The organism is Pseudoalteromonas sp. Z1A8 (genome assembly GCF_011378855.1).
In the GTDB taxonomy this organism is placed as follows: Bacteria; Pseudomonadota; Gammaproteobacteria; order Enterobacterales; family Alteromonadaceae; genus Pseudoalteromonas.
In genome coordinates, this window is sequence record NZ_WTLB01000046.1 from 1 (window position 1) to 24222 (window position 24222).

At 39.2% G+C, this 24222-nt stretch carries 23 protein-coding genes and 1 pseudogene; 8 read left to right on the top strand and 16 right to left on the bottom strand.

What is annotated here, in order from left to right:
* Positions 1-936 precede the first annotated feature (936 nt).
* Complete coding sequence (gene deoD, locus GQR55_RS15700; protein ID WP_002959109.1) at positions 937-1641, bottom strand: purine-nucleoside phosphorylase; 705 nt, start codon at positions 1639-1641, stop codon at positions 937-939.
* Complete coding sequence (locus tag GQR55_RS15705) at positions 1641-2873, bottom strand: phosphopentomutase (protein ID WP_166421340.1); 1233 nt, start codon at positions 2871-2873, stop codon at positions 1641-1643. Before GQR55_RS15705 ends, deoD begins: the two co-directional genes overlap by 1 nt.
* A gap of 192 nt (positions 2874-3065) precedes the next feature.
* Here GQR55_RS15705 and udk point away from each other — a divergent pair, with 192 nt between their 5' ends.
* The 3 genes from udk to GQR55_RS15720 all read left to right on the top strand — a co-directional run bounded on the left by udk (position 3066) and on the right by GQR55_RS15720 (position 5962).
* Positions 3066-3698 (top strand): uridine kinase, encoded by a 633-nt coding sequence (gene udk, locus GQR55_RS15710; protein WP_166421341.1) that lies wholly within the window; start codon positions 3066-3068, stop codon positions 3696-3698.
* Positions 3699-3715: 17 nt separating this feature from the next.
* Complete coding sequence (locus tag GQR55_RS15715; protein ID WP_166421342.1) at positions 3716-4942, top strand: NupC/NupG family nucleoside CNT transporter; 1227 nt, start codon at positions 3716-3718, stop codon at positions 4940-4942.
* Positions 4943-5251: 309 nt separating this feature from the next.
* Positions 5252-5962: a transporter substrate-binding domain-containing protein gene (locus tag GQR55_RS15720; RefSeq protein ID WP_166421343.1), complete on the top strand. Its 711-nt coding sequence runs from the start codon at positions 5252-5254 to the stop codon at positions 5960-5962.
* Between the two features lie 266 nt (positions 5963-6228).
* On the opposite strand, the gene GQR55_RS20220 is transcribed toward GQR55_RS15720, so the two are convergent.
* The 13 genes and pseudogenes from GQR55_RS20220 to GQR55_RS15785 all read right to left on the bottom strand — a co-directional run bounded on the left by GQR55_RS20220 (position 6229) and on the right by GQR55_RS15785 (position 17914).
* Positions 6229-6435, bottom strand: coding sequence for a hypothetical protein (locus GQR55_RS20220; protein ID WP_240916882.1), 207 nt, complete (start codon positions 6433-6435; stop codon positions 6229-6231).
* A 551-nt stretch (positions 6436-6986) separates the two neighbouring features.
* Positions 6987-7196, bottom strand: a complete 210-nt coding sequence (locus GQR55_RS15730; RefSeq protein WP_002959120.1) for a cold-shock protein — start codon at positions 7194-7196, stop codon at positions 6987-6989.
* A 235-nt stretch (positions 7197-7431) separates the two neighbouring features.
* On the bottom strand, positions 7432-8148 hold the full coding sequence (locus GQR55_RS15735; RefSeq protein ID WP_166421344.1) for a hypothetical protein: 717 nt from the start codon (positions 8146-8148) through the stop codon (positions 7432-7434).
* Positions 8145-8885, bottom strand: coding sequence for an iron transporter (locus GQR55_RS15740; RefSeq protein ID WP_166421345.1), 741 nt, complete (start codon positions 8883-8885; stop codon positions 8145-8147). The genes GQR55_RS15735 and GQR55_RS15740 overlap by 4 nt, the downstream gene beginning before the upstream one ends.
* A pseudogene (locus GQR55_RS15745) lies at positions 8872-9224 on the bottom strand (cupredoxin domain-containing protein). The gene GQR55_RS15740 and the pseudogene GQR55_RS15745 overlap by 14 nt, the downstream one beginning before the upstream one ends.
* The gene (locus tag GQR55_RS15750) at positions 9217-10530 is read right to left on the bottom strand and encodes an ATP-binding protein (protein ID WP_166421346.1); all 1314 of its coding nucleotides are present in this window, start codon (positions 10528-10530) and stop codon (positions 9217-9219) included. Before GQR55_RS15750 ends, GQR55_RS15745 begins: the two are co-directional and overlap by 8 nt.
* A 26-nt stretch (positions 10531-10556) precedes the next feature.
* Complete coding sequence (locus tag GQR55_RS15755; RefSeq protein WP_166421347.1) at positions 10557-11216, bottom strand: response regulator transcription factor; 660 nt, start codon at positions 11214-11216, stop codon at positions 10557-10559.
* 7 nt (positions 11217-11223) lie between these two features.
* Positions 11224-11871: a hypothetical protein gene (locus GQR55_RS15760; RefSeq protein WP_166421348.1), complete on the bottom strand. Its 648-nt coding sequence runs from the start codon at positions 11869-11871 to the stop codon at positions 11224-11226.
* 23 nt (positions 11872-11894) lie between these two features.
* Entirely contained in the window at positions 11895-12665 is a 771-nt protein-coding gene (locus GQR55_RS15765) for an SDR family oxidoreductase (RefSeq protein ID WP_165740509.1), read from the bottom strand.
* Positions 12662-13351: an iron-containing redox enzyme family protein gene (locus tag GQR55_RS15770; protein WP_166421349.1), complete on the bottom strand. Its 690-nt coding sequence runs from the start codon at positions 13349-13351 to the stop codon at positions 12662-12664. The genes GQR55_RS15765 and GQR55_RS15770 overlap by 4 nt, the downstream gene beginning before the upstream one ends.
* Positions 13344-14813, bottom strand: a complete 1470-nt coding sequence (locus GQR55_RS15775) for an AMP-binding protein (protein WP_166421350.1) — start codon at positions 14811-14813, stop codon at positions 13344-13346. The genes GQR55_RS15770 and GQR55_RS15775 overlap by 8 nt, the downstream gene beginning before the upstream one ends.
* Positions 14810-15463, bottom strand: a complete 654-nt coding sequence (locus GQR55_RS15780) for a thermostable hemolysin (protein ID WP_166421351.1) — start codon at positions 15461-15463, stop codon at positions 14810-14812. Before GQR55_RS15780 ends, GQR55_RS15775 begins: the two co-directional genes overlap by 4 nt.
* A 369-nt stretch (positions 15464-15832) precedes the next feature.
* Positions 15833-17914 carry a TonB-dependent siderophore receptor gene (locus tag GQR55_RS15785; protein WP_166421352.1) on the bottom strand — a complete coding sequence of 694 codons (2082 nt, stop codon included), beginning with the start codon at positions 17912-17914 and terminating at the stop codon, positions 15833-15835.
* Positions 17915-18396: 482 nt separating this feature from the next.
* On the opposite strand from GQR55_RS15785, the gene GQR55_RS15790 reads away from it, so the two are divergent.
* The 5 genes from GQR55_RS15790 to GQR55_RS15810 all read left to right on the top strand — a co-directional run bounded on the left by GQR55_RS15790 (position 18397) and on the right by GQR55_RS15810 (position 22629).
* On the top strand, positions 18397-19020 hold the full coding sequence (locus tag GQR55_RS15790) for a fused MFS/spermidine synthase (RefSeq protein ID WP_166421353.1): 624 nt from the start codon (positions 18397-18399) through the stop codon (positions 19018-19020).
* The gene (locus tag GQR55_RS15795; protein ID WP_166421354.1) at positions 19013-19897 is read left to right on the top strand and encodes a fused MFS/spermidine synthase; all 885 of its coding nucleotides are present in this window, start codon (positions 19013-19015) and stop codon (positions 19895-19897) included. Before GQR55_RS15790 ends, GQR55_RS15795 begins: the two co-directional genes overlap by 8 nt.
* Positions 19898-20029: 132 nt before the next feature.
* A complete protein-coding gene (locus GQR55_RS15800) occupies positions 20030-20497 on the top strand; it encodes a MarR family transcriptional regulator (protein WP_166421355.1) in 468 nt (155 codons plus the stop codon).
* Positions 20498-20505: 8 nt separating this feature from the next.
* Positions 20506-21570, top strand: coding sequence for an HlyD family secretion protein (locus tag GQR55_RS15805; RefSeq protein WP_166421356.1), 1065 nt, complete (start codon positions 20506-20508; stop codon positions 21568-21570).
* A 9-nt stretch (positions 21571-21579) separates the two neighbouring features.
* On the top strand, positions 21580-22629 hold the full coding sequence (locus GQR55_RS15810; protein WP_166421357.1) for a DUF2955 domain-containing protein: 1050 nt from the start codon (positions 21580-21582) through the stop codon (positions 22627-22629).
* Between the two features lie 85 nt (positions 22630-22714).
* Here GQR55_RS15810 and GQR55_RS15815 read toward each other — a convergent pair whose 3' ends face one another.
* The gene (locus GQR55_RS15815; RefSeq protein WP_166421358.1) at positions 22715-23872 is read right to left on the bottom strand and encodes a benzoate/H(+) symporter BenE family transporter; all 1158 of its coding nucleotides are present in this window, start codon (positions 23870-23872) and stop codon (positions 22715-22717) included.
* Positions 23873-24222 lie beyond the last annotated feature (350 nt).

The window sequence follows — 24222 nt, forward strand, 5'->3', positions numbered from 1 at the left end:
GGTGTAATAAAAAACCAAGAAGCGTTTAAGCTCCAAGAAAGTTAAATACGACCTTGAAGCTTAAAATGAGAGATGGTATCTACCTGCCAAGTTTAATACTGTGGTTAAATTCACTTGTAGACCCGCTATTTGCAAGTGTTTAAAACGCAGTTTTTATGATGGTTTTAGGTTAAGTAATGAGAAGCTTCGCTTCGCGCGCGAGCATGCTTAGCGCCTACCTGCCAAGTTTGACACTGTGGTTAAAATTCACTTGTAGACGCGCTGCTTGCAGGCGTTTAAAACGTAGTTTTTAGGATGGGTGATTAAGTAATTAGAAGCTTCGCTTCTCGCGCGAGCAAGCTCTGCGCCTACAACACAGCGAATCACGTCAAAATGCGATTATAATATTCACCTGTAGACGCGCTGCTTGCAGGCGTTTAAAAACGTAGTTTTTAGGATGGGTAATTAAATAATTAGAAGCTGCGCTTCTCGCGCGAGCAAGCTCTGCGCCTACAACACAGCGAATCACGTCAAAATGCGATTATAATATTCACCTGTAGACGCGCTGCTTGCAGGCGTTTAAAAACGTAGTTTTTAGGATGGGTAATTAAGTAATTAGAAGCTACGCTTCTCGCGCGAGCAAGCTCTGCGCCTACCTGCCAAGTTTGACACTGTGGTTAAAATTCACTTGTAGACGCGCTGCTTGCAGGCGTTTAAAAACGTAGTTTTTAGGATGGGTGATTAAGTAATTAGAAGCTTCGCTTCTCGCGCGAGCATGCTTAGCGCCTACAACACAGCGGATCACGTCAAAATGCGATGCAATATTGTATGGTGGCTCATTTTTTCAGGCATAAAAAAAGCCGCATAAAATGCGGCTTTGGAGGTTTAGTCTCACTTCACTTTGGGCGTGTCTCCAAAACTTAGTGAATACGTTACCAAGGAACTGTTATGTATTATTTAAGCTATTGACTCTAATGCAATTTTAACCATTTCGTTAAACGTGCTTTGACGCTCATCAGCAGGTGTTGCTTCGCCAGTGATTACGTGGTCACTTACTGTAAATAATGCCATTGCGTTTGCGCCGTATTCAGCTGCAACGCCGTATAAACCTGCTGTTTCCATATCTACTGCTAGCATGCCTAACTTGTCTAAGTCTTTATAGAACGAGTCATCTGCTTGATAGAATGTGTCTGTCGTAAATACGTTACCTACTTTCGCTTTAATTCCTAACTCTTTAGCAGCGTTTACGCCGTTTAAAAGTAGGTCAAAGTTAGCAATAGCAGCAAAATCGTAGCCACGTACGCGTGCACGGTTTACGTTTGAATCTGTGCTTGCACCTTGTGCAAAAATTACGTCACGAATTTTGATATCTGTGCCAATACCGCCACACGTACCAATACGTATAATATTTTTAACGCCAAAGCTTACAATTAGCTCACGTGCATAAATAGACATTGATGGAATGCCCATGCCTGAACCCATAATGCTTACTGGCTTACCTTTGTAAGTACCAGTGAAACCGTACATGTTACGAACGCCTGTAACTTGTACTGCATCATCTAAAAAGTTTTCAGCAATATATTGCGCACGTAGCGGATCGCCTGGCATTAATACTGTTTCGGCGAAATCACCAACGTTTGCACTGATATGCGGAGTACTCATTAATTGTTTTCCTTTTTATTTGGCGTTGTTAGCTCATTTAAAAAGCTGTCGCCGTAATCAAGTGCAGATAAGTTAAACCACTGTGCCAGTGTTTGACCTATATCTGCAAAGCTGTTGCGTTCACCTAATGGTGTGTTACTCATACCCGGTTGGTATGCAATAACTGGTACGTATTCACGAGTGTGCTCAGAACCTGGAAAGGTCGGGTCACAGCCATGATCTGCAGTGATCATTAATACATCATCTGCGTTTAACTGGTTTAGTATAGTTGGTAAATAGTCATCAAATTCTTTTAATGCTTTTGCGTATCCTACTGGATTACGGCGATGACCAAATTTTTCATCAAAATCAACTAGGTTAGTAAAGATTAAGCTGCGATCTGGCGCACTTTTCATTACTTCGCTGGTTTTTTCTAGCAAGTTCATAAGCCCAGGTGCTTTATGCTTTTGAGTTATGCCCTGATGCGCGTAAATATCTGATATTTTACCAATACTAATTACTTCGCCGCCGTCTTTTGCTAGTACATCTAACAATGTTGGTGCTGGCGGAAGTACTGAATAGTCACGACGATTACCCGTTCGAGCAAAGTCTTGACTATTTGAACCCAAAAATGGCCGCGCAATCACTCGTCCTATATTCATTTCATCAAGTAGCGCCCGTGCGATTTCGCAAACTTGATAAAGCTTCTCTAGGCCGAATGACTCTTCATGCGCGGCTATTTGAAACACGCTATCAGCTGAGGTGTAACAGATTGGTTTACCTGTTTTTACGTGCTCTTCACCTAGCTGTTCTAAAATGGTAGTTCCTGATGCATGGCAATTGCCTAAAATTCCAGGAATACCTGTACGAGCAATAAACTCGTCTATAAATTCTTGTGGGAAACTTGGCTGTGTTTTTGGGAAATATCCCCAATCAAATAACACTGGTACGCCTGCCATTTCCCAATGACCTGATGGCGTGTCTTTTCCGCTAGAAATTTCTTTAGCGTAACCCCATGCACCTTGAGGAGCTTGACGGTCTGAAATTAAACACGGTTCGCCACCGGCAGCTTCACATGCGTCCACTAACCCAAGTTTTGATAGGTTTGGTAGCGACAATGCTGAGCCTGTTTCGTCGTAATATGCTTTTAGTAAGTGAGCGAATGTATTAGCTCCAAGATCGCCGAATTTATCTGCATCTGGTGCTGCACCGATTCCTAGGCTATCTGCCATTAAGATAATTGCTCTTGCCATTTTGACCTCACTTTGATTCTAGGCGGTTACTTTATCTGCTGATCGAATTTTTCGTACAGGACAAAAGTCCTGTTTCATAAAACCTAAACATTATAAATTTGCACTCTTGAGCGAAGCAAAAGAGATTAATCGTGTCTTTTTTGCTATTGTGATCTACCAACAATATATCTTTCTGTGTGGATGAGAACTTTAGTGACACGAACTACTATTATAGCCATTGCGGGCGCATCAGCGTCGGGCAAATCTCTTTTTAGCCAAACTATTTACAATGAACTGGTTAACGAGCTTGAACCAGGCGCTATCGCCATTATTGAAGAAGATGCTTATTACAAGGATCAGTCGCATTTGCCGATGGCTCATCGTACGCAAACAAACTACGACCATCCCGATGCATTTGAACACGCGTTAATGCTTGAGCATTTAACGCAAATTCGTTGTGGTAACTCAGTAGAAGTACCAACGTATGATTATGCTCAGCATACACGCAGCGAAAAAACTCGCCGTGTGCCTGCTGCTAAAATACTGATTGTTGAAGGTATTTTACTATTGAGTGATAAAGCGCTTAATAAAGAATTTGATATTAAGGTGTTTATAGACACACCTTTAGATATTTGCTTAATGCGCCGTATGCAACGTGATATGGAACAAAGAGGCAGAACGTTACAATCTGTTGTTGAGCAATATCAGGCAACTGTTAGACCGATGTTTTATCAATTTATTGAGCCTTCGAAACATAACGCCGATTTGGTTGTGACTCGAGGCGGTATGAACCGCGTTGCGATTGATATAATAAAAAGTAAGATAAAATATTTACTACAAGAATAATAACGGGAAACATTTGTATGACAACATTTATGAGCTTAGTGGGCATGTGTGTGCTGCTAAGCATTGCCTTTGCTGCGTCAACTAATCGCAAGGCAATTAATTTAAGAACCGTTGGTATAGCATTTGCGATGCAAATTGTTATTGGTGGTTTTGTACTGTTTTTCGAAGCAGGTAAAAATGTGTTAACTAGCATGTCATCAGCCGTTTCATCGGTTATTGGTTATGCAAACGACGGTATTGGATTTTTATTCGGTCCACTTGCCTCACAAGATACATTAGGTTTTATTTTTGCGATTCAAGTTTTGCCGGTTATCGTGTTTTTCTCAGCACTTGTTGCTGTGTTATATCACCTTGGCATTATGGATTGGATAATTAGGATTTTAGGCGGCGGTTTACAAAAATTATTGAAAACCTCTCGTACAGAATCGCTTTCAGCAACAGCAAATATTTTTGTTGGACAAACTGAAGCACCGTTAATAGTTAAGCCCTTTATAGCAACAATGACAAAATCGGAATTGTTTGCAGTAATGGTAGGTGGCTTAGCAACTGTAGCGGGCTCTGTAATGGCCGGTTACGTAATTATTGGCGTAGATCTTAAGTATCTTATTGCGGCAAGTTTTATGGCCGCTCCGGGTGGTTTTTTAATGGCCAAGATGATTGTGCCAGAAACTGAAACGCCTAAAGATAACTTAGCTGATTTAGATTTAGATGACGACGATAAGCCTGTTAATGTAATTGATGCAGCTGCATCAGGTGCCGCAAACGGCATGCATTTAGCACTTAATGTAGGTGCAATGTTACTTGCTTTTGTAGCGCTAATTGCATTATTAAACGGTTTATTAGGTGGTATTGGCGGGTGGTTTGATTACCCAACATTAACGCTACAAGAAATATTAGGTTATGTATTTGCTCCAGTTGCATGGTTACTAGGTGTGCCATGGGATGAAGCGATTATAGCCGGCAGCTTTATTGGTCAAAAGATAGTAGTAAACGAGTTTGTTGCTTACTTAGACTTTATAAATTATCGCGATACGTTAAGTGCGCACACGCAAGCAATTGTTACTTTTGCTTTATGTGGGTTTGCTAACTTATCATCGATAGCCATTTTACTAGGTGGGTTAGGCGGTATGGCGCCTAGCAGGCGGAAGGATATCGCACGCTTAGGGCTCAGAGCAGTGTTAGCAGGATCTATGGCTAACCTTATGAGCGCAGCAATTGCTGGGTTTTTCCTCTCGCTAGCTTAGAAACTTATTGAGATGAACACCGGTGTTGCAAAACAAGAGGATAGCGCTTTAAGGGGTTAAAGCTCTATCTGACTTGAACGATACTTCACCAAGGGCCGCAAGGCCCTTTTATCGTTTTAGGGCTTTAATTTTTTAGCCTCAACTACTTCAAACCTCAAGCCACTTATCTATCTAACATCCTTTATAGTTATACATAACTCAAATAAACCAATACTTTAATTAGTACTTTTTGCGTCTCACCTTTTGTGTTTTTTATATTTTAAGCCACACCTGATATTACTCGTATTAATTGAATGATGACTCTCGAACGTGAAATACCTTCTTTATCTTTTATGCTTAATAAGCTCTGTATTTATTCATGCTAAAGAGAGCTTATTAGTAGTTACTGAATTAGCACCACCGAACCAAGTATTAATTAATGGAGAAGTTACAGGCTTAGGTACTGAGTTTATTAGAGATATATTTAAAGAAGCAGAGCTTACGCCTAATATTCAAATGTACCCGTGGGCACGCGCTTATAAGATTGCGAGTGAACTCAAAAACACCTTTATATACAGCCTTGCTCGCACTGTAGAGCGAGAAAATAAATTTTATTGGATTGCACCAGTTGGTAAGTTTCATTTAGGCTTTATTAGCCTCGCAGGGCGCTGCGACATAATTATTAATAATACCGAACAAGCAAAAAACTACAAAATAGCAATGCAACGAAACGACTTTTCTACTCAAACACTTTCAAAGCTTGGTTTTGAAGTTGTATTAACTAGTGATATTCAAAAGTCATATGATCTATTACTTGCTAAAAAAGTAGACTTAATTGTGGACGATCCTCTTTATATGCAACAAATGAGTGACTACTTAAAGCTTGAAAAAGGGTACTTAAACTTTATTTATAAAATAGACGAGCTAACTGTTGATGCCTATTTAGCCGCTAATAAAGAAACGAACTCTGATTTAATTGAAAAATTACAAGCTGCTTTTTTAAAAGTAAAAGAGGATAAAGGGCTCCCTTACGGAAAATAAATTAGTGTGGGTAACAATATTTTTAGACGTTAAAGTTATCTTTCATTTTTAACTTTATATATTCTTCATAAAATCGGTTTATGACACGCTCAGCTACTGACTTATTAAATGCTATATAATTGCCAGCAAACTTAGGAAGAGGCAATTCTTGCACTTAACTACTTCATTTGCTCTATATCCAAAGAGCTCTAGCTATACTTTATTGTAACTTTTGAGCCTAAAATTAGATCAATTTTTCTTTTTAAAAACAAATCTATATATTGTTTTTAGTCTTCAAAAACTAGTAAGTTTTCACCCATTCTAAAACCAATTTCATCTACAAATGATTCGTATATATCCCCTATTACTATTCCTAAAGAAAACTGCTTTGCATCTTTTAGATTATTTATACCAATCCCAATAAATAGCTTATCTATTTTACTTACTAAAACAACCCATATCTTTGTTGTCAATTTCGCAAAGGGAACAACCATTTACGCCTAGAACTGAATTATTTTTTCAGCGTAAAATTTAGATCACATACTTAATGGAATTGGTATAACTTGCTTATTAGCTTTGAGTTTATAAAAGAAAGTTTGGCTAGATGCCAGCGGCCCAATCCAATTAAATAGAGGTTCACGTTCGGTGTTTTTAGCTATTGAAACAATGCCAAAGTAAGGGGCTTTTAAACTAAGTTATAAGCACGCTTCCAAAGTAGCAATTTAAACTCGCAGGTTATATCAATAGCTGTGCAAATATCTTTTACAATATTGAGAGTACTACTAACAAGCTGGTCTTTGTCGTTTTGAATTTGTTGTTTTGAAATTATAAGGGAGAAATGTTCGGTATAAATTACAAGCTTAAACTCACTTGCATTAGCGCAATGACTTAGAAGAATAGAAAAACGAATATTAGGAGGGGCTAAATAATAGCAATATCATTTAGTTAATTTACATTGATAATGGGCGTTGCTTGGTTTGAGTCAAATTTCAGACACAAAAAAAGCGCCTTAAGCGCTTTTTTTTATTTTACTTAAAAAGTAAAATTATACAGCTGTGATGTTATCAGCTTGTGGACCTTTTTGACCTTGTGAAAGAGTAAACTCTACACGTTGGCCTTCAGCTAAAGTTTTGAAACCTTCGCTTTTGATTGCTGAGAAATGTGCGAAAACGTCTGGGCCATTTTCTTGCTCGATGAAACCAAAACCTTTAGATTCGTTAAACCACTTAACTGTACCTGATACGATGTTAGACATTGTAATATCCTGAAATAAAAATAAAAATATGCTCATAAGAGCGGGTGTAGCAAAAAATGAGATGGTACTTTAAAAACTTCAGGACGGTACTACAAGTATTACTTATATCGAAATGGAGATTTATAGCTTACATGCTTTCTTTCTAGCTGCGGCCCACTATATAGAGTTTAAATAATATGTCAAGTACCTATCTATAATCAGAATAATAAACAACCAAAACTACTTTTAGTTGTTATTAAAATTCAAATTCTAATGCGAGCCTAAAACTATGGTTTTTTTCTGATTGGCTTATCTCAGTGATGAAACCCGCTTCCCATTTTAATTGCTTTTGCCCATCAAAGCGTTGTAAACCTATAAAGCCAGGCCCTATGCCAATAAAGTCTTCACCTACGTAAACCTCTATAGAAGGCTGAAAAGCAGAACGATACCGGTAGCGATATTGCGCTCTAAACTCACTTTCCCATTCGTTTTTAATATCCTGCCCCCATTCATAAACCAAAAAAGCGTTTAATGTTAGGCTTGTTTTTCCAAATTCTTTTTCGATAACAAAACCCGAGGTTGCCTCAAATACATCTTCGTTATGTTTTTTTTCAAGCTCAAATAATGCGCCCCAATCAGCCCATAACTTACCTTGCTCAATTAATTGCCAACGTAGCTCAAGCTCGTACGCTTCTAAGCCAAAATCGCCGTTATCGTCTCGCTCACCAACTATGTAACCTTCTAGTGCCATTGTATCGTTAATAGCACCACCGCCACCCAAACGCTGCGCTAATATATTGCCACTATCAGTTTGATGCGACACTAAGCGCCACTCAAACTCACGCTCAAAAGGCAAAACATAGGGGTGATATACCTTATCAACAACAATACCATCAGCATTCGCTTGGGTTGGGAGTAACAACACACAAAAAGCGGTAAAACTAAGCGCTAAATATAGGTTAAGTGCTTTCATACACGTTCCTTAGTTATTGAAGCCGGAATAACATAACAAAGTAATAAAAATAACACGCTGCTTGTACTATATATAAGTACACTCATTAAATCAGGAGTGGCCTCGTAACCAACAAGCGCACGCAGTACGCGCCCAAGCTCAGAATTTTCACTTAACACATCACGTAAATCCCACACTGTTGAGGTGTTTGTAATTAAATCTATTTGGCTTGCCAAATCCAGTGCAACTAATAACTTTGCCGCACTATTAAAAGCAAGCAAAGTAAAAAGCGGATACATACCAAAGCGGTACTTAATTGTATTCATTAAAAAGTACAGCAATACGCTAAAACTTAAGCAAATTCCACTGCCTAATAAAGTGCCAATAAATAAGCTTTGCCCTGCATCACTATTTTGCCAAAAACTGGTGAGGTAAATAATATAATGGCTTAAATACAATGTTACTGTACTGATAACTGCGATATAAAATGCCGCTGACTTTTGCTTTAGTGCAAATACCAACACAGCAATAAATATAGTAATACATAGCCCTATTTGTGAGTACTCTAACCCTTGGTGTTCAAACCACTGGCTCACCCACGATGCGCTTTGCATGTACAGAAACGACATTACCGCGCCAATTAACACAGCAGAGCATATTCGCAAAGAGCTCTGTTTTTTAACTACTTGTAATAGCACTAATAAAATAGCCACAGGTAGTAATTGATTAAGGCTCATGACTAAACTAGTTATTAGCATGCTGCGCCTCTTCATCGCTAACTATAACAACGCCCCTTGCTGTATTTGGCGAAAACTCACCAAAAAACTCGTAATGCCCTTTACTAAGCGGCCCTATATAAATAATGCTTTTACGGTTTGGGTAGAGTACTTTTTCTCTGTTTAGATCAAAGCTATCAAACTCTTCTGGTGTGCTATCTTGGTTTTCTATTAATAGTTTTACTTTTTTATTTGCGGGAATAATTATTTGCGAGGGATAAAACAAATGATCTTTTAAATAATAAGGTACTCTTTACTCGCCGCGTTAAACGATAAAAACAGTAAACAACAAAGACATTGATTAAATAAACGTTTAGTCACTTTTTACTCCTGTAAAAGTAACCTTAACGGTTAGTCCACCTAAATGACTATTCGCTAAATGAATCTTTGCGTCATAAATAGCAATTATGTGTTGAACAATCGCCATACCTAAACCGGCACCTTGCTCGCCAGATGGATGCTGATCGCCACCCACGCGATAAAAGCGATTAAATATTCGGTCTTTTTGCTCTTCAGTCATGCCTGCACCAGAATCATCTATTTGCCAACTATAGTCATTATTACTTGATGCTAATTTAATTATAATTTGACCGTTACTAGGTGTGTATTTAATCGCATTACTGAGCAAGTTAGAGATAAGGGTCGTTAATGTAAACTCATCACCATTAATTACAAAACCATCACCTTCGAGGCTAATCGTTTGGTTTTTTTCGTCTATTTTATCGTATTGCTCCGACACGGCTTGTTGGGTAATGGTTAGCAATGATTGCTCGCTAAACTGCTTCTGCCATTGCTCAGGCTGGGTGCGCCCTAAAATTAGCATTTGCTCGACGATATTACTTAAGCGGTTAATGCCCTGCGACATGGCTTGTAATTCTTGATTATTTTGCGAGTTACTTTGTTTATTAGCTAAATTATGTACATTAATTTTTAAGCTACTGAGCGGGGTACGTAATTCGTGAGCTGCATCTGAGGCAAAAAAGCGCTCTCGTAAGTAAGCGGTTTCTACGCGTTTAAATAAGTCGTTTAAACGATTAATAACCGGTTTAATTTCTTCGTCGGTTACTTGCCAGTTAATTGGCGTAAAATCGTTTGCTTGGCGAGAAGCCAACTGCCTAGATAGTCGGGTAAGAGGGGCTAATGCGTATTTAACAAAAAAGCTTATAAAAATAGCAAGCAGGGGAACTGCCCATAACATAGGTAACATTGCCGATAAAATAACGGCTTCAGCTAATTCAAACCGCTTTGCTATAGGTTCAGCAATGATGACTTTACGAGTATTTTTGCTCATTACAAACACTCGCATACGCTGCCCTGCTAAATTTGCAGTTTGAAAGCCCTCGCTAAAACTAATTTGGTTATTTGTTAAACTAGATGAACCACTAAGTAAATGATTATTTTGCCAAATTTGATACAATAACTGAGCACTATTATTACTTACTTGCGCTGCATTTGTGGTTAGTGCCAATGGTTGTTCAATTAAAACGCCAGCCACTATTTTAAGCTCATTATCAAGCAAGTTTTCGCCGTGGTGCATGCTTTTTTGATAGCCTTTTACTAATGCTAAAAAACAAGTAAGCACCATCATTGAAAGTAAAATTAAGGTCAGACGTTTACGAATAGACATTTTCAACCTCGAAAAACAAACACACTCTAACGCTTACCAACCACGTAGCCAATGCCACGTAAGGTTTTAATAAAATCGCTAGGGAATTTTTTACGAAGATGATGAATATGCACCTCTATGGCATTAGAGCCAACTTCTTCACCCCATTGGTAAAGTTTGTTTTCGAGTAGTTGTTTTGATTGCACCCTTCCCTGATTTTCCATCAGCGCTTTTAAAAGCATGTACTCTTTTCGTGGTAGCGTAAGTGATTGCCCACTTAGTGTAACTGTATGAGCAGAAGTATCCATTACTACATCACTACAACGCAATAAGCTTGATTGCGTTTGGTTAATGCGCCGACTTGCTACACGTAAACGGGCAAATAACTCAGCGGGGTCAAACGGCTTTGCAAGGTAATCGTCTGCTCCCATATCAAGCCCTTGGACTTTGTCGTCAATACTGCCGCGAGCAGTTAAAATAACCACCGGAATAACTTTTTTTTGCGATTTAATATGCTTTAAAACTTGCGAACCATCGCCATCAGGTAATCCTAAATCGAGAATAACAAGCTCAATTTCACCACTAGAAAGGCACTCTAAGGCGTGCTTTACTGTACCACTATGCTCTACGCTGTAGCCCTCTTGACGCAAAGAGCGAATAAGCCCTTGCGCCACTAAATGATCGTCCTCAACGAGTAATAAATGCATTATGTGTTTATCTTTTTAGTTTTTTATCTACTTTTACCAATAGCTGGCTTATTGCAAGTTGGCGATATTTATCTGCTTTTGCACGAGTATCACGAATCCCAGCAGCTTGTGCTACGAGTAGTCGTGCTTTAGCTTGTTTATAATCGCCTTCGTCATACAAATATTCACCGTATAAGTAATTAGTATCAATGCCTTCGAGATTAAAAGCGAGCGCTTGTTTAAATAATTTTTCAGCTTTGTCGTCATCACCAAAACCAATTGGCCAACCAGGTACTTTACTGTAAAGCGTTGCAAGGCTTGCGTAAGCTGAGCCATTTAATGCAGTGCCATCTATTGAGAGTGCATTTTCAAGTGACACTTTTGCCTCTTTTGCCAAACCAAGTGCACCCAAGCCCCCTTTTTCACCTGCAAAGCTAGCTAACACAATGCCATTCCAAATATGTGTTTGTGCTGAGCTTGGGTAGTTTTTAACAAATAACGCGCTTTGCTCACTTAGTTGCATAAACGCGTCTATTTGCGCATCGTCTTCAAGTTCGTAGTTGGCAATTGCCCACTTTTGTTGAATTGAGGTTAAGTCTTGCGCTTCATCTGCCTGTACTGCGGTCGTAAATACAGCCGTTAATATTAAATATAATGCGAGTGTAAATTTATACATAATTTTGCCCTTGTGTGTGTTTGTTAACTTAAAAAGCGTTTGATTTTAGGAAGTTGTTTTGCAATAGCGTTATCAACAACGCTTGGGAATGCGCCATTTATGCGTGCAAATAATTTTTCAGGAAAACCAATAAAGCGCCTTGTTTGGTTCGAACTTATAAGTGCTAATAACTCTTGAGCAACTAATTCTGGCGAGTCCATTTTATTACCGAGCTCTTTATTCATTGCCCGCGCTTTACTGCTATTAATAGAGGTATCTGTTGCTCTTGGTGCTAAATAGGTCACTTTAACGCCTGAACCATTCAACTCACGCGATAACGCTTCTGTAAAACCACGTAAACCAAATTTACTGGCGCAATAAAGTGTTTGAAACGGGTAACCAATACTGCCAAACGATGATCCCACGTTAACAATGGTGCCTTTGGTATATTGTAACTGCCCTAAAAATAGTTGGCATAATTTAATAGGCACCGACAAATTAGTAGTCAGCATATTATCTATTTGCTCATTACTTGTGTGCTCAAGGCTTTGCATCGTATTTACGCCAGCGTTATTAATAAGTAATTTAACGCCACCGAGTTGCTTGGCTTTTATGGCTAAGTTAATGCGTGTTGTATCGTCGGTTAAATCGCCAGTAAATGTTTCACTGTCTGGGCATTCACGGCTCAGTTTTTCAAGAGCTTGCGTATTACGCCCTACAAGCAGTAACGTCCACCCTTTTGCATATAGGGCTTTAGCAATTGCTTGCCCTATTCCGCCTGTTGCACCAGTTAGCACACATAAAGAGCTGCTCATGCCAATTTGCCTTGTGCACTTGCTTTAAAAAACGGTTCATCATCGAGTCCACGAAATATATCGCCGTATAAACGATAAAAGCGCTTTGCACCATGAAGTATGGCTTCTTGATCCGCCTCATCTGTTATTTGGTTCATCAGGTTTTCAAAAAACTTTACATGCTCTATATCAAGTGCGCCGTGAGAGGCTAAATAACTAAATGCTTTTTTAGGTAAGCCCACAGCATTAGCAATGTTTGAAGCCGCGCCATCAGCAAGCGCTATCGAAGTACCTTCAAGTACATGCGCCATGCCAAAAAAGCTCAAAGGATTTTTACGTGCAATGGAGTCGTACGCATACGACACCATCATCTCGGTAGCAAATTGCGGCTGACTGCACCGCACTGTTTCTTTGTCAAAACCACAGGCTGCAATATCGTTAAGTACCCACTCTTGATGGCCTATTTCTTCTTCAATGTATTCTGCGACCGCTTCGCGCAGCCATTCTTGATCGTCAGTTAATCGTGCTCCAACCGACATCATTAATGGCACAGTGTGCTTAACATGGTGATACGCTTGCGCTAAAAACGAGGCGTATTCTTCAAGTGATGCTTCGCCTTTAAAAACACGCTGGATAATAGGCGCTGCAAGCAGGTAGCTTTGTTCTTGTTTAGTTTGCTCTTTTAGGGTGTTAAAAAAATCACTCATTAATTACTTCTCCAAGTCGGTAAAATTGCTCGAACACAGCATGGTACTGCTTACTTATGGCATCTCGTTTTGGGCGATTATTTGTTGTTAATAATCCTTGTTGCACACTTAATGGGGCAGTTAAATGATGCCATTTTTGAATTCGTGCATAGTCGGGTAGTTGTTTATTAATTGCGTTAATGTATTGCTCTAACACTGGGTTACTTAGCTTTGTATCGGCGTAAATAATGGCGGTTAAAAAAGGCCGACCTTCACCAAATACAACCGCTTGTAAAATACCACTTTGACTAAGTAATAGTGACTCAGGCCATTCGGCACTGATGTTGCGCCCCATGCTGGTAATAATTAGGTTTTTTAGGCGGCCTTTAATAAATAGAGTATTTTGACGCTGATCGACCAGATCGCCGGTTGCATACCACTGGTATTTGTCGTGTGGTTGATGATTTAAGTAACCTAAAAACAAATCGCCTTTTATAAAAAGCTGACCATTTTCAATTTTAGTTTGAATATGAGGTAACACAGAGCCGGCACTGTGGAGGTTATCGTTTGTGGGTGTATTTAAACTAACGACAGATGCCGCCTCAGAAAGCCCATAACCTTGGTACACTGGTAAGTTTAAGCTACGCGCTTTAACTATTAGCATTTCGCTGACAAGCGCACCACCCACAGCAATAAACTGTAACGAACTAGGCGGTTGCCATCCATCTTCTGCGAAAGCAACTAAGCATGCTAATAGTTCTGGCACTAAAATAAGCGTATTTGGCTTAACTTTATCAATAGCAGCTATAAGCTGTGCGGGCTGTTTTAATGCAGTTCCAATAAAGCCTAATTCATTTAACGGCATTAAATGCACTGTACCGCCACTTTTTAAAGGCGCATATACACCGGCTATATTTTCAAGTAATACAGCAAGCGGCAATAAACATAAATGAACAGGCTTTTTAATATTAATTTTATCGCACAGAGATTGAGCTACCTGCATTTGGCTCTTTGCAGATAAACACACGCCTTTTGGTTGTCCAGTAGAGCCTGATGTAAACGTTACTTTTTGAGTTTCTGGAAAATAACCGACGGGTTTAGCTACAACAATTTCGTAAATATATAATGTGTAACACTCAAATAAATTGATTGATGCGGTCGGCTCCCCAAATAAAGGGTTTAGCGTGTCGCTCATAAATACATTAGCGCCGCATTGCGCTAGTACATATTGAGTTTGTTGTTCACTAAAAAAGTGAGCAATTGGCACAGCCACTTTATTAGAAACCGCAGTAGCGGCATCAATAACAAGCCAAGCTGGCGTATTATCGAGCTTATAAGCGACACATTTGCCGTTAAAGCTTTGTAGTATTTTTACTACTTTTTGTATTTGCTGGTTAAACTCATCACCGTTAATTTCACGTGTTAGATCTTTATTATGGGCAATAATTAATGGCGATACTGAATGAGTATTATAGTAATTCATACATTCACCAATGCGTTTACCAAAGAATTGATATTTGAGTGGTTTTGCTGCATCAAACTATAAAGCATTGGGGTATTTAATACTTGTTGGTGAGCTTGCTCTAGGCTCACAATGCATACTGTTGGTTGGTTGGCGTAATAGCTGCCCCACTTTAATGGGTTCTCAACTACAAAACTGCTCGCAAGTGCAATTTCAGTACACGTAACACCAAGTAAGCGCAATAAAGCACGCACTTTGTTGGTTGCACAAAACACTAAATGTTTTGCCCCCACACTTTGCAGAGCCTCGTTAACAATAATGAAATGTGCCAGTGTTGCTCTTCGATTTGTAGAGCAGAGATTACCAAGTTCAAAAATTTTATTACGAGAAATACTCTCATCTAAAAAATCTTCAACAGGTGATGCTAAATATTGCTCAATAAACAATGGCGAAGTTGCTTGCCTTAGCCCTAACGTGCACTTTCCTTGCTCGGTAACATATTGGCAAAGTAGTGGCATAAAAGAAGTAAGCTTAGCGTTATAGGCAACTAAAAAACCTTCTTTTACTGTATTTTCGAGATTTTTTCGATGCACATCATTAATACGAGCACTAATAAACTGAGTGTTATTTTGTGTTAAACCTAATGATGTAGAAGTGTGGGCTAATTGCATAAGCTCGCTCGTTTAAACCTGTTTATATTTCAGGATTTAAACTTAACGAGTGAAACTTAAAGAAAACTTAAGAAATTTAATTTAAATGAAAAAAGCGCCTTAACCACTACATTAAGACGCTTTTGGATGAAAACAGTTTTATACCAATCCGCAATAATACTTAATCATTTTCGGGGTTAAACGTGTCGCTACCTGCGTTAAAAAATTCTCATTTACGACTGCATGAATGCAGAAGGTAGAGCAATGCAGGAGCAATTGCCGAGAACAACTAAATAGCGAATTTTTTGCCTAGCTATCAACACGTTTTTCCAGCCTCAAAATAGATCACTTAATTAAGCGAATTGGTATTAGTTTTTTATTAGCTTGCTGTTAAAACTTATAAGCTAATGACATTTTAAATTGCGTTGGTGCGCCAGGATAAACCCATAAAGCGTTATAGCTACTTTGAGCGTACTCTTCATCAAAAATGTTATTAACACTGATATTAAGCTCAGTTTTTTCAGTTAAGTTTAACTGTCCGAATACGCCCACCAATTGATAGCTTGGCAACCTAAAACTTAAATCGGCGGCATCACCTAAACGGCTGCTGGTATATTGGTAACTTGCACCAAACTCAAGCTCTTTACCCATTAAGGCTGCTTGATGGCTAAGCGTAAGGTTTAAGTTGTTTTTTGGTACATTTACCAGCGGGCTTCCCTTTTCAATTGGCACGCCCCAATCAGCATTAATAATATCGTTTGCGGTTGTTGCATCTATATACGCGTACGATAAGTTAAACGCTGTTGCATCGGTAATGTAAGTGCTTAAATCAAGCTCAAAACCTTTGCTATCGGCTTTACCTATGGGCGCTGAAAAACCAACGTTAACTGGATCTGCCACTAACATATTACTTTTAGAAGCATCAAAAAATGCCACGGTACCGTTTACGCCTTTGTATTCAAATTTAGCGCCAACTTCAAACGAGTCGCTGTATTCAAAACCAAACGGGTCGCCGCTTGCATCAGTACCGCTCAGTGGTAAAAAGCCTTCGGAGTAACTACTGTAAAAGGTTATTGTATTATTTAGCTCGTACACTACGCCAACACGTGGGCTTATTTGACTCTCAGAGCTTGTTGAAAACACGCCGCTGTTAGTTTCTAAAATGTCTTGGTCAACGCTGTCAAACCTTAGGCCAACTAATAGCTTAAATTTATCGGTAATATCCATTTGGTCTTGAACATAAATACCGTATGCCTTTTGCTCTTCATCATTTTCGTAAAGTAGGCTTACTTCTGGGCGTTCACCATCGTAATTTGGCTCAAAAATATCAACCGTATACGTGCCGTTACCGCCACGGTAGCGTGATAGCGCTGTACGTAAATCGTATTTATACGCATCGGCACCTATCAATAAATGATGCGTAATACCTGCTGTATCTAAACTTCCGCTAAGCTCAAACTTAATGCTTGTGTCTTCTACTTCGTAATCGCGATAGCGTTGTTGGCGGGTAAGTGTACGGCCATCGTCAAATAACGATTGGCGCGATGGAGCAAGTTCAGCATCTGACGAAAAACCAGTTAATGTAGAGCTGCGGTAGTTTGCACCTACTACTATTGCCCAATCATCATTAATATCGTGGTTTAAAGTTATTTGGTGACCACGAGAATAAACCTGCGTATCGCCATCGTTTGGATTACCCAAGTAGCGCGAACTTGGCACTGTATCAAAGTCGTTATCAAGTACTACAACGCCACGGTCGAATAACTGGGCTAAATCTACGTATTCAAACTCGTAAGTGACACTGGTCGATGCGTTTATTTGATGATAAATAGATGGCGTAATTACTTTCTTATTGGTGTAAACCTCATCGCGGTAGCTATCGCTATCTTGCCATGCGCCATTTATTCTAAATGCAGTAGTCTCATTAATACCTTGAGTGTAATCGCCTTCAACACGGTTAAAGCTGTCGCTACCTAGGCTTAGCTTTAGCTCGCCTTGTGGCTCAAATTGTGGTTTTTTAGTAACAATATTAACAGTGCCACCGGGCTCAGATCGCCCATAAAGTGCCGAGCCAGGGCCTTTTAATACTTCAATGTATTCAATGTTTGATACATCACGTGGGCCGCTAAAACCACGACCACCACTAAAACCATTAACTAAATAACCCGATGGCATGTTTTCGTTACCCGAAAGGCCACGAATCGAAAAGCTATCCCAAAGTGCACCACTGTTGTTTTTACGCGAAATACTCGCTGAAAAATCAAGCGCATCTTGTAATTGAGTAATCCCTTTTTTATCAAGATCCCCACTATTTATACTGACAATAGATTGTGGCATTTGCTTTTGAGGAATATCGCCACGATAAGCTTGTTTATAAGTGACAGATATTTTTTCGATTTCTTCTTTTTGATCTTGCGCAATACTTGGCGCACTAATACCTAGGCAGGCTAAATAAATTAATGAGTACTTCATGATGATTGGTTAACTAAGCAAGTGTTATAGTATAACAAAATTGTAGCATGTGTTACTTTATAACAAAACTTCTTTTTTAAAATTAAACTCAGGTTAATTATTACCCTAGGGCCTATTTATCTTTCGAGGTTAAATTTGCAGCAGTGTGTTTGGTATTTAGGCAAGACAGAGCCTACGAAGTGTGGTTATTCCCCATAAATAGGCGATAACGCAGCATAAATGCCAAACATGCGCTGCCCAAAGGGTTCTTTCTAGGGACGATTAACTCTTTGTTACTCGGTTTTTACTTATTCTTACATGGATGTAAGCCAGTAGGGTAACGCAGGAGCAGTTACCGAGCCCACTAGGTTACAAACCTCGCGCCGCGATTTAATCGCCCCTAGATTGAACAAATTTTAATCCTGAAAGGTCAACAGGCCCTAGCAGCTTTGTATGCATCACGTTAGTATAGTGTTCTACTTAAGTTACATAACGATAATTACATGACTTTAAAAACAAACGCGTTGATTTACTTTTTAGCTTTTTGCAGCGGCTTTTGCATTATGGGTATTGAGCTTTTAGGAGGCCGAATTCTCGCTCCCTTTTTTGGTAGTAGCGTACATATTTGGGGCAGTATAATCACTGTGTTTATGCTTAGTTTATCTTTTGGGTATTTGCTTGGCGGTAAACTCAGCACTAAAAATGCATCGCTTACTAAATATGGGCTAATATTTTTAGTCGCTAGTATTATGGTGGTGCCTATTACATTGTTTTCGCAGCCAATAATGGAGTTTATTTTTACCCATATTGAAGATAGCCGCTACGGCTCACTGTTAGCGTCAACCGCACTATTTTTTATACCTACCGTTATTTTAGGCATGATTTCGCCTTACTCTGTACGTTTACTGGTAACCGATAGCGACAAAAGCGGGCAAGTAGCAGGGCGTTTATACTTTGTAAGTACGCTCGGTAGCGCTTTAGGCACCATTATTACCTCTTTTTACTTTGTACTCGCGTTTGACGTAAACACAATTATTAGCGCCTTTGCTTTAACGCTTGGCTCACTCGGCTTAGTCGCTATAGCTATTAATACCTTGGTTAATAATAAGGAGCTTGCCCATGCTTAAATATTTATTGTTAGCTGCAAGCGTCTTTTCGGGCGCAGTAATGAGCGAGGTTATTCATGAAGAACGCTCGCTTTATCGCAATATTATTGTTGAAGAGACTCGCGACTTACGCTGCCTTAAATTTAATACTAAAAGTAGCCAAACAAGCCAAAGCTGTATGTATAAAAACGCTCCCGACAAGCTCGTTTTTAATTACACAAAATTGACGTTTGCTAGCCTTTTAGTAGCCGACAACCCTAAAAATGTACTTATTATAGGGTTAGGTGGCGGCACGCTTTCTAACGTTATTCATGAGTTATACCCCACTGCAAAAATTCATAATGTTGAAATAGATCCCGCAGTAACTAAAGTGGCACGCGATTACTTTAACTTTATAGAAAACGATTTAGTAACATCAAGCGTACAAGATGGCCGTATTTTTATAAAACGCGCCGCTATTAAAAAACAAAAGTACGATTGGATTATTTTAGATGCATTTAACGGCGACTACATTCCAGAGCACTTACTTACCAAAGAGTTTTTTGAGGAAGTGCAAAGCGTATTAGCCGATGGCGGCGTAATTGCAGCAAATACTTTTTCAAGTAGTAAGTTATACGAGCATGAGTCGGCAACGTACCACGCCGTGTTTGGCGATTTTATTAACGTAAGCCGTGCTAATCGAAGTAATCGTATTATTTTAGCGGGACTTAAATCAATACCGAGCGAAGCGCAAATTAACACGCGTGTAAATGATCTCGCCCCTAAATTAGTAAAATACGGTATAGATATAAAAGCGATTAGCCAATTTATGCAATTTACTAAAGACGACCAAGATTGGCCTGCAGATACAAAAGTACTTACCGATCAATACTCCCCCGCTAATTTACTTAACTTTTAAAACCTCGCTAAACCTCACCACTTTTACAGGTGTGGTTTAGCAGAAAATCAGTTAACCCCCATCAGCATACATTTACTTAGCGAGCTAAGTAATGATAAAATAGTTAGCTTGCTAACTATGTTGAGATGGCTAATGCCTACACAAAAACCTTTTCACGAGATGCTCGATTTAACAGTTATCGGTAATATGGGCCGAGTTCATCGCTTATGTCGCGAGGCGGTAACCATTGCCGTTGAGCCTTTGGGGCTTACTCAATCGCGCTGGACTGCACTAGTGCATATAAATATGCGTGGTGAAGGGCTAACACAACTTGAACTTGCTAATAGCTTAGGGATAGAAATGCCTTCACTTACTCGTACGCTTAAGCAATTAGAGGAGCAATCGTTAATCGTTCGCCGTATAGACAAACATGATAAGCGTAGTAAAAGACTCTATTTTACTGAGCAAAGTGATGCCATTTTACATTCATTGCAAGAGACTATTTCCGATATAAAAAATCAATTATACAGCGGTTTATCTGTTGAGCAGCTAGATGCCATTGCATTTGGTTTGATCAAAATAGAGCAAAACGCCCTTAAATGTATTCAAGTTAATAAGTAAGGCTAAAAATGACACCGGATCAAAAGTTTGCACGCTATGTAAGGTTTTCTCTCATAGGGTTTATCTTAGTATTTATTTACTATTTAGTGGCCGATATGGTTTTGCCTGTGACACCACAGGCACGTGTATACCACCCTGTTGTGCAAATATCACCGCAAATTAGTGGCCGAGTCACTAGTGTGCAAGTTAATAATAACCAATCTGTTAAAGCAGGCGATATACTATTTAGTATCGATGAAGGCCCATATAATTTAGCCAAAGAGCAAGCTCAACTAGCGCTTGATGATGCTAAATTACAAAATAAGCGTCTTGATACCAATGTTAAAGCGCTTGAGGCACAAATAAGTGCTGCAAACGCTAAACAATACGAGCAAAAACTATTAAAAAGCAGAGGCGAAAAGCTTTACAAGCAAAAGTCTATATCGGAACAAGAACTTGAAAGCATTCGTGCAAACTTTGAGGCCAGTAAAGCAAATGTTGCATCGCTTGAGGCGCAATTAGCTGAGGCTATTCTTGCTCGCGGCGAAAGCGGTTCTCAAAACCTTGCCATGCGTCATGCAGCTAACCAGTTAGCGCAGGCTGAGTTAAATTTATCCTACACCCAAGTGCGTGCACTAAGTGACGGCGTAGTTGCTAACTTACAATTATTAGATGGCGCGTATGCTGTTGCAGGTAGCCCATTATTAGCTATTGTCGCTAAAAAAGCCGATTTAGTTGCCGACTTTAGAGAAAAGTCACTCTCAAATATGAAACAAGGGACTCAAGCACGCGTAGTCTTTGATAGCCACCCAGGTGAAGTTTACGACGCAATACTTAAAACATTCGAAGCAGGTGTTAGCAACGGTCAACTTAGTGCAAATGGTTTACTAAGTACCACTGAGACCAGCAATCGTTGGGTACGCGATGCACAGCGCCAACGTATTCATTTAAAACTCGTAAATCATCAAGACTTAATAGCAAACATGCCAAGTGGTTCTCGTGCAACAGTACAATTATTGCCAGAATCGACTATTGGGCAATGGTTTGGCTCTGCACAAATTAGGTTTATTAGCTGGTTACACTACATTTATTAGGGAAGCTTTATGACTCAAATTGTTAGCCAAGGCCCACAATTAGACTCTAATGGCCTTCGCCAAGCATTGCGCATTGCAGGTGGGTGCACCCTTGGCTTTACTATTAGTAAATTAATGAACTGGCCAAATGGTATATTTTTTACCGTTTATCCTATGCTGCTATTAGGTATGGTACCTACGTTAAGCCGAGGGGTTATAAATCAATTTATAGCATCAGCGGCATTTAGTGCTTTTGTAGTTTTAATAATACAGGGGTTATTCTCCCATTTGCCAGTCGTTATGACACTGTTAGTGTTTGGTGTTTTTTGTATTTTATTTCATCAAATGAGTAGCGGTAGTGCCTTTTTATTTGGTGCTTTAGGTGTAGTTAGTCTTTCTATTCAACTGCACTTTTCGAGCTATGTGGATCAAGGAAGTAGTATTTATCCGTTAATTTTAACTAACGGTTTGGCTATTTTTTTAACCGTTATTATTGCAGCATTAATGCATGGCTTATTTCCTGATGTAACCGCACGTCCAGGGCGAGCTATGCCCGAAAAAGCAAAAGAAAGTATTCGCCATGAAGTATTGTTATGCTCAACCGTGGCTACGCTCTCCTTTGTGGTTTTTCAGATACTTAATTTACAAGACTCAATATCGGCGCAAGCAGCCTCTGTACTTATTTTATTTTCACTGTGTTGGAAAGCCGCAGGTATGGCTGCTTGGCAACGAGCAATAGGCACGCTTATTGGCTGTAATGCAGCGTTGCTATCGCAATTATTTTTGTATAGCCACTCAGACTTTTTACTTTTTCCGATGGCTATTTTATGGATACTTTCGTTTCTTTTTGCGCGTTTTCATATTTTAGGTGGAGGCATACCGGGCATTGGTTTTGGTGTGTTGACTACGTTTGGTATTTTATTTGGGAACTCACTAGCGCCAGGCCAAGACTTAACTTATAGTGCAATGTATCGGTTTAGTTCGGTATCTGTTGCTATAATATTAAGCCTGTGCGCCGTGTATGTTATGCATCATATACTTAATCGTTTTAGCGTTACTCGCCACCATACTTTTGATTAAATGAATCTTGTTTTATAAAACTAAAGGCTGCAATTGCAGCCTTTAATTTTATTTTTTAAACCTTATTTTTAAAGCAATAGTCACCTTAGTCTTTTCGGGTGATCATTACCGTAAATACACCTGCTATAATCCCCCAAAAAGCAGACCCTACTGAGAGCATGGTTAAGTCAGACGCAGTTACTAAAAACGTGACTATGGCAGCCTCGGTATATTCATTACTACCAAGGGCTTGCTGTAAACTATTAGCAATAGTGCCAAATAGCGCAATGCCCGCCAAAGCTAAAATAAGTGCCTGCGGTAAACTTGCTACCAACCCGACTAATGTAGCCGCGCACAGCGCCATTAAAATATAAAACACACCACCGGCAATGCTTGCCCAATAACGTTTGTCAGGATTTTTATCAGCCTCATCACTCATACAAATAGCAGCAGTAATAGCAGCTAAATTAATAGAGTAGGCTCCAAATGGCGCTGTGAATATATTCACAAAACCAGTCACGTTTAAGGTAGCCGATATAGGCGCTTTATATTTATGCGCTTTTAAAACAGCAATGCCCGGTAAATTTTGCGAAGTCATGGTAACTATATAAAGAGGTAAGCCAATGCTAATGCATGCCTGCAAGTGGAATACGGGTTCGATATAAGCAAATTCGCTCATTTTCCAGTGCAGTGCGTTGGTATCAATATGGCCCATTTGCCAAGCAAGTAGTACACCTATAATAAGTACACTTAACATTGCAAAACGAGCAAAAAAACGTTTACCAATAAAGTACATAACAACCATTAAGCCAATCACTAACGGCATGTCGTTCATAAAATTAAACACGTCTATGCCAAAGGTAACAAGTACACCTGCCAACATGGCACACGCCAGTTCACTTGGGATACGGTTCATTATTTTTTCAAACCAGCCCGTAACCCCCGATAAAAACACCAGCAATGCACTAAGCATAAATGCGCCAATGGCCTCATTTAAGTTATAGCCCTGCGCACTTGAAATAAGTAATGCGGCTCCGGTGGTAGACCACGCAATTAAAACAGGTACTTTGTAATAGTACGATAAGCCAATTGACGTTATGCCCATCACTAAACCGAGCATTAAAATCCAGCTAGCCACTAAATCTGGCGTACCGCCAAGAGTTATCACTACTTGATAAATCAGTGCAATAGAACTCGAAAAACCAATAATGACAGCCACAAGTCCTGCTGTAATTCGGTTGAGCAACTGATCAGACACTTTCATATATCCCTCTTAATTCCATTTATGCAGTACACAACATACGTGCCCGATAATGGCTTTGCAATTAGCGATTAGTTTACAAAGAGTGAAAAAAATTCACCTTTTATTTTTCATTGTAATTAGGACCAAAAAGACACTTTTAATCATTGTATTTAACGAAACAAATAAGTACCCATAAAACAGCCAAAGCCCGCATAGCCTCTACAAAAAACCAATACCAAAAAGAACAAAAAACACACCAAAAATAAATATCCTTATATTTTATAGGGGATTGTAAAATAGAGAATTAATTCTTTTCGGTTACATTTATTATCTTGATCTAATCTAATTAATAATATAAAAAGTAACAAACA